At 56.1% G+C, this 6,917-nt stretch carries 3 protein-coding genes; all 3 read right to left on the reverse strand.

What is annotated here, in order from left to right:
* Positions 1-26: 26 nt before the first annotated feature.
* Genes MKY24_RS23340 through MKY24_RS23350 form a run of 3 tightly spaced genes read right to left on the reverse strand, consistent with a single transcriptional unit; the run spans position 27 to position 6,881 of the window.
* On the reverse strand, positions 27-1,760 hold the full coding sequence (locus MKY24_RS23340; RefSeq protein WP_028542659.1) for an ABC transporter ATP-binding protein: 1,734 nt from the start codon (positions 1,758-1,760) through the stop codon (positions 27-29).
* Entirely contained in the window at positions 1,757-3,583 is a 1,827-nt protein-coding gene (locus MKY24_RS23345; protein WP_028542658.1) for an ABC transporter ATP-binding protein, read from the reverse strand. Before MKY24_RS23345 ends, MKY24_RS23340 begins: the two co-directional genes overlap by 4 nt.
* Positions 3,573-6,881 (reverse strand): amino acid adenylation domain-containing protein, encoded by a 3,309-nt coding sequence (locus MKY24_RS23350; protein ID WP_338532881.1) that lies wholly within the window; start codon positions 6,879-6,881, stop codon positions 3,573-3,575. Before MKY24_RS23350 ends, MKY24_RS23345 begins: the two co-directional genes overlap by 11 nt.
* Positions 6,882-6,917: the final 36 nt, after the last annotated feature.

Below are 6,917 nucleotides of genomic sequence, written 5' to 3' on the forward strand. Positions count from 1 at the left end.
AGGAAGCCGCCCGCCGTAAAGCGGGTCTAGCCGTACAGCCGGGCGTAATAACCCCCGAGCGCCAGCAGGTCCTGATGGCGGCCCCGCTCGACGACCGTCCCTTGGTTCATGACGGTAATCAAATCCGCATGTTCCACGGTGCTGAGACGGTGGGCGATCAGAATGGTGGTGCGCCCCTTCATCAATACGTTCAGGGCCTGCTGTACCCAATGCTGGGATTCATTATCCAGCGCGGAAGTCGCTTCGTCCAGCAGCAGAATCGGAGCGTTTTTGAGAATCGCCCGGGCGATCGCAATTCGCTGCCTTTGTCCGCCCGACAACGACGCTCCTCTCTCTCCCACCGGCGTTTTATACTGTTCAGGAAGTTCCTGAATGAAATGGTGAGCGTACGCCGCTTTGGCCGCTTCGATCACTTCTTCATCCGTTGCATCCGGGTTGCCGTAGCGGATGTTTTCCTCAATCGTGCCGGTAAACAAGAACGGCTCCTGCGGAACGTATGCAATCTGCCTGCGGATTTCGTCCAGCGTGTAATGGCCGAACGGTTTGCCTTGGAGCAGGATTTCTCCGCTGTCCACAGGATAAAAGCCGAGCAGCAGCTTGATCAGCGTACTTTTGCCGCTGCCGCTGGCCCCCACGATAGCGGCGACCTGGCCGGGAAACACCTGCATGGACATGTCGACAAGCACCTTTTTATCCGCCTGATAGGAAAATTCCACATCGCGAAACTCCACCGCAGCCTCCGACACGAGCTCGCTGTGAGGAGATCCCAAACGCTCCGGTTCCTCTTCCTCTCTTAGTACCTCTTGAATCCGGTGAGCGCCCGCGAGCGAATTTTGGATCATCGACAGAACCATCCCCAAGTTCAACAAGGCGTGCGTCAGATTCACTTGCAGAACCGCCAGGGCGGCGACGCTTCCCATCCCCATCAATCCGTAGGCATAAAGAAGACTGCCGATGACGATGATGCCGCAGAACGTGACGTAGCTGATAAAATGGTTCACCGCAGCCTGCATGCCGTTCTTCTGCGCCGTTTGCCGAAGCGTCTGCGTCATTTGTTCGTTCAACGCCTCGTACTGGCCGTAAATCGTGCGGATGCGGAACAGCTTCACCAATTGAATGCCGCCCATAAAATCTTTGAATTTTTCGGTCATTTTACCGAGCGTTTGCAAGCCTTGTTCGGACAAGACGCGAACATCCCGCGCAAATTTCAGGCTGACCACGGAGGACAGCAGCAGAATGACAAAGGATACGCCGGCAAAACGCCAATCGATCAACACCATGGAGACAATGGAGCCGATGCAAAAGACAACCTGAAGCAGCAAAACGAAGTAAACCTGCGAGAATGTAAACTCAACGGTCGTTACGTCGTTGTTCACTCGCGACAGCAAGTCCCCATGGTGCGTCTGCTCCAGAAATTTCGGCCGCACCCGGCACAGCTTGTCATAAAGACGTTCGCGGATATTCAGCACAGTCAGCTCGACACTGCGCTGGTATAAGTAAATGAACCAGGGAGAAACTATATTTTCCAGGAACAGGGACACGCCCAAAATAATAAAGGCTTCCACCATCAGGGACGTATCTCGGGACACGGAGAAATCAACCAAGTTTTGTACGACCAAGCTGAAGGCGATCAGGAACAATGTCTGGGAGAGCGCCGTCACGACCAGGCCAATAGCGTACTGGGTTTTGCGCTTGCCGTTCATAAACGTCAGCAAGTAGCAGAGTTCTTTCACTTGCGAGAGCCATCCGCCCTTTTTCAAGTGTACGCCACCTCCCTGCGTTCGGCAGACTTGGTAAATTCCTGGTAGTACGACTGGGCGTACAGTCCCTTCATCTCCAGCAATTGTTCATGAGTGCCCTTTTCCACAATATTTCCTTGTTCCATGACCCAAATTTCGTCGGCGTTTTGTACTGTGGAAAGCCGGTGGGCAATAACCATCGTCGTTCTCTGCTTCAGCAATATGTTAAGCGCTTCCTGAACCGCGCTTTCCGACTCCGGATCAAGAGCCGACGTTGGCTCGTCCAGCAGCAGAACGGGAGCATCCTTCAGAAAAGCCCGGGCCATTGCAATGCGCTGGCGCTGCCCGCCGGACAAAAAGCCTCCGCGCTCTCCGACATACGTCTGATAGCCGCCAGGAAGCTGCATAATGAAGGAATGCGCCTGAGCGGCTTTGGCGGCTTCGATAATCTCGTCCATCGACGCTTCTTCCCGCCCGTAGCCGATATTTTCGGCGATCGTGCCGCTAAACAAATATGAATCCTGGGTTACCACGGAAAAATACGACCGAAGCTGCTCCGGATCGGCGCCGTGGATCAGGCTGCCGAACACGCGGATTTCTCCCTGGTCCTCCGGAAGTGGATAAAAGCCGCATACAAGCTTAAACACCGTGCTCTTCCCTCCGCCGCTCGCTCCGACAAGCCCGATCGTCTTTCCTTCCGGCACTGAGAAGCTGACATTCCGCAGAATCGGGGAGTTCTCCTCATACCCGAAGGTTACGTTCTGAAACTCGATGGGGGCGGCGCTTGCTTTCGGAAGCGAACGGCCATTTTCCGTTTCGGTCGGCTGCTCGACGATTTCGGAGACCCTTCTCAGGGCACCGGACATTTCGAACGTCCGCGTGATGAGCTCGGGAATATGCTCCAGCGGCTCCAGACACAGATTCAGCAAGTACAGGAAGGCAATCAGCTCTCCCGCACCTAGCTGCCCGTTGTAGATCAAATAGCTTCCGTAACTGACGGCGAAAATGATCGGGCTGATCATCAGCGTGGAAAGCAGCGGGTTGACCCAGGCTTCCCGCTTTTTCACGGCCAGCTTTTTTTGGGCCGTCAATTGCAGCAGCACTTGGTAGGAGCGAGATAACATGCCGGATAGCAGATAGCTTTTTACAATAGGCATACCCCCGAGCGTATCCTGGAGGTTGACGTTCATTCGGCCCATGTTCACCTGGGCTTCCTCCGTTAACCGCTCCAACTGCTTGCCGATCCATTGGGAAACCAGCAGCGCTAAGGGAAATAACAGCAGGCTGTACAACATCAGCTCCCATTGGAGGTAGATCAAATAAGCGAAACAGCCGATGAACAAAAGCGGATGATAAAACCACTGGGCGAAGTCCCGAACCATAAACTGCTGGATGAGCTGCAGGTCGTTGTTGACCCGCGACAACACGTCGCCGGAATGCTGCTTTTCCAAATAGGAGACCGGGAGTTTGCCGATATGACGCATGACATGATTGCGGATATCCTGCACCGCAGAGGCGCTGCTTCGCTCCACGCCGAAGCTCATGAAAAACTTCGCCGGCACACCGATCAAGATGACCACAAAGACCGTGTACACGATTTGCAGAACGACTGGCCCCGCCCCCTTCTCGGCCTGGGTGGTCAGCTGCTCGATCAAACTTCCCGTCCATACCTCAATAACGGCGGCGGCAATCGCGGACAAGATACCGACGATCATCCAGCCTTTGTGACGGCTTACATAGGACATCAGCCAGCGGAACGCTTTCCAGGCGGCGTAAGCGGTTTGGCGCCTGGAAGACGCCGCTGTGCCTTGTTCTAGAACAGACGGCTGCCGGTCAGCTTCCATGCAGTACCCCGGCCTCCGCTTCGATTTGCCGCTTGACTTGCTCTAAGATGTCCCGGATGACGACGGCCGTTTCTTCCACGCGCGCGAGTTCCAGCAATTCCTCGTGCGCGCCCTCCAGCCGGTAATCGGCATAAGCTTGCGTCGTTGCCCCCCGCCAGGAAGGCAATTGGTACTTCAAGCGGAACGCTTCGCTGTCCTTCGCAATCAGTTCGTAAATCCGGGCCGGGATCGTGCCGGAATTAATAAGCTGCGCTTCGTACGCCAAGGTCGCTTTGACCTTCCGATGAACCCGCTCCCGCACGAGCGGGTTGCTCATTAATTCCTTCTCTTCTTCGTCGAAATCAGCAAGCATTTCTTCAAGCTCTTTCTCCGACGTTTCGGAAGGCGTCAGCGCGTCCTTAATCCACGAGTCCACCATGAGCACGTCCGTTACGGAATACCCTCTTTTCTCCATCGTTTTGGCTACCTCGAACGTCAGGTTGCCTCCGAAGCAGTAGCCGAGCAGCACGTAAGGTCCTTCCGGCTGGATGCGGACGATCTCGTCCACATAACGGTTCAGCATGGCCTTGTAATCGACGGCATCGTCGATAAAATCAATGCCGTAGAGCACGAACCGGCCGTCGAGCCTGCTTGCGAGCTCTCGATAACCGATGCCGAAGCCGCTGCCCGGAGGGAAGCAGAACACGTTCAGATCTCCTGCTTTATTCAGCTTAATGAAGGAGTCTCCTCCTTTATCCAGGCCGAGATCCCCCTCTCCGAAAGCCATGGCTTCAACTGTTACATTATGGAATTGGCGGTTCAGCGGTATCTCAAATCCCGTTTCATCATAAACGGCTTGAACGAGCCTCATCAGACTTAACGAATTGCCACCCAACTCAAAAAAGTTATCCTTTACGCCGACCTGCGGAACGCCAAGCGTATCCTGCCAGACGCGGGCGATCTTCATTTCAAGCAGCGTTCTCGGCGCGACATATTCCGCTCCTCCGACCGCGGCTTCCTCCGGCGCGGGCAGCGCTTTGCGGTCGATTTTCCCGTTCGGGGTCAGCGGCATCCCCGAAAGCTGCACGAGGTACGAAGGAATCATATACCCCGGAAGCTGCTTGGCGAGCTCCTCCTTGAGTTCATGCGCCGCCAGCCTCGTTTCCGCGACATAGTAAGCGACAAGCTGCTTTTGGCCGTTCGCGTCGTCGCAGTCGAGCACCTTGGCTTCTTGCACGGCGGCGATCTTCAGCAGTTGCGTCTCGATTTCGTCCAGCTCGATCCGGTACCCGCGGATTTTGACCTGGTGGTCGATCCGTCCCAGGTATTCGATGTTGCCGTCCGGCAGCCAAGTCGCCAAGTCGCCCGAGCGGTACAGTTTCTCCCCCTCCGCAAACGGGGAATCGACGAACTTCTCCGCCGTCAGATCCGGGCGGTTCAGGTATCCTCTCGCAAGCCCTTCCCCGGCCACGTACATTTCGCCCGCTACGCCGATCGGCACAGGGCGGTGGTTTTCATCCAGGACGTACACCCTCAGCGTCGGGATCGGCTTGCCGATATTGCTCTTCGCCGCCTCCATTTCGACCCACGTGATTTCCTTATACGTCACGTGAACCGTCGTCTCGGTAATGCCGTACATATTGATCAGCTTCGTCTCCGGGTACTTCGTTTTGAAGCCCTTGAGCAGCAGCGGACTGAGCGCTTCGCCCCCGAAGATGACGTTGCGAATCCGCAGATCGTACGGATGGTCCGCCAAGACCTTACGCAGCAGCTGGTAGAAGTACGTTGGCGTCTGGTTCAAAATCGTGACCTGTTCGCGGCCCAGCAGCGCCAGGAAATCGACCGGATTTTTCGCCGTGAGCGGCGGTACGATGACCAGCTTGCCTCCGTTCAGCAGCGCTCCGTACATTTCCCAGACGGAGAAATCGAAGCAGAACGAGTGGAACAGCGTCCACGTGTCGGACGGCCCGAAGTCGAACAGGTTCTTGTCGTTGAACAGGAGCCGCACGACGTTCTTATGCTCGATCAGCGTTCCTTTCGGTCTGCCGGTCGTTCCCGACGTGTAGATGACATAAGCCAGGTTGCCCGGCCCGGAAATCGGCTCCAGGTTCGAAGCGTCCAGCGCATCGGCGGCGTCCGCCCCTCTGTCGCCCCAAACGAAATCGTCCAATTCGAGGCGCGTTCCTGCGAAGTCGGTCTTCTCGTGCAGATGCTTTTGAATCAGCAATAACGGCGCGCCCGAATCCTCGATCATGAAGCGGATGCGCTCCTCCGGGTAGTCGGGATCGACAGGCACGTAGGCTCCGCCCGCTTTGAGAATCGCCAGAATGCCCACAACCATATCGAGCGAGCGTTCGGCCAGAATCGCTACCAGCTGGTCCGCTTCTACTCCCGTCTCCCGCAGCTTCCGCGCAAGGCGGTTGGATCGCTCGTTCAGCTCGCGGTAGGTCAACTGCCCCTCGTTCATGACGGCGGCCACGTTGTCCGGGTAAAGCTCCGCCTGTTCTTCGAACAAGCCGTAAATCGTTTTCCCCCGCTCGAACCCGGTTTCGGTGTCATTAAATCGCTTCAGCAGCGTCTCCCTCTCGTCTGGGGACAGCACATCGGCTTGTCCGAGCTCCAGATCCGGCTGAAATAAAAGCACGGACAGCAGCCGAACAAGATGGTCGGCCGCCTGTTCCACAAATGCCCGCTCGTACCACTGCCCGTCAAAGCTTATTTCCAGCTCGATGGAATGGTTTTGGCGGTCGAAGCGAAAAACCGTATCGGCCGCCACCCGGTTGCCCAGCGGTTCCGGATGAATCGGTGCAAAGGATGCGACGGTGTTGATGATTGGTAGGCCGTCCCCCGTATAGTCCAGATGGAGCGGCTCCACCATTTTCCGAAAAGGCAGGTGCTGATGCTCCAGCGCCTCGCCGATGGAGGCTTTGATGCCCCCGAGCAGCGTTTTCAGCGTAGTCTGGTGGCTTACGGACGTCTTGATTACCAAAATGTCCTGCGGCGGCGGAGTCCCGTCAGGGTCTGCGCTATAAGAAGGCATGCCCACCAGCACTTGGTCCCGCCCGGTATATCTGAACAGCAGGCTTTTTACTCCTGCCAAAACAATCATGTACAAAGCCAAATCCGAACCGTTGGCGAGGCAAATGATTCTCTCTGAGAGTTCGCTCGGCAGAGTACGGTGAAGCAAGCCCGGCTCGGCCGCAGCTTCCCCGTCGGCGGATAATTTGGAGGATTGACTGTAGGGAAGGAAGCTCAGGCTGTCATCGGCATCAAACTTGCCGCTCCAGTACCGTTCTTCCTTTTCAAACAAAGATTTCATTTGTACCTCCCCTAAAAATGAAGTGACCGCATGCCC

The sequence above is a fragment of the Paenibacillus sp. FSL P2-0322 genome (genome assembly GCF_037975315.1).
Lineage (GTDB): Bacteria > Bacillota > Bacilli > Paenibacillales > Paenibacillaceae > Paenibacillus > Paenibacillus polymyxa_B.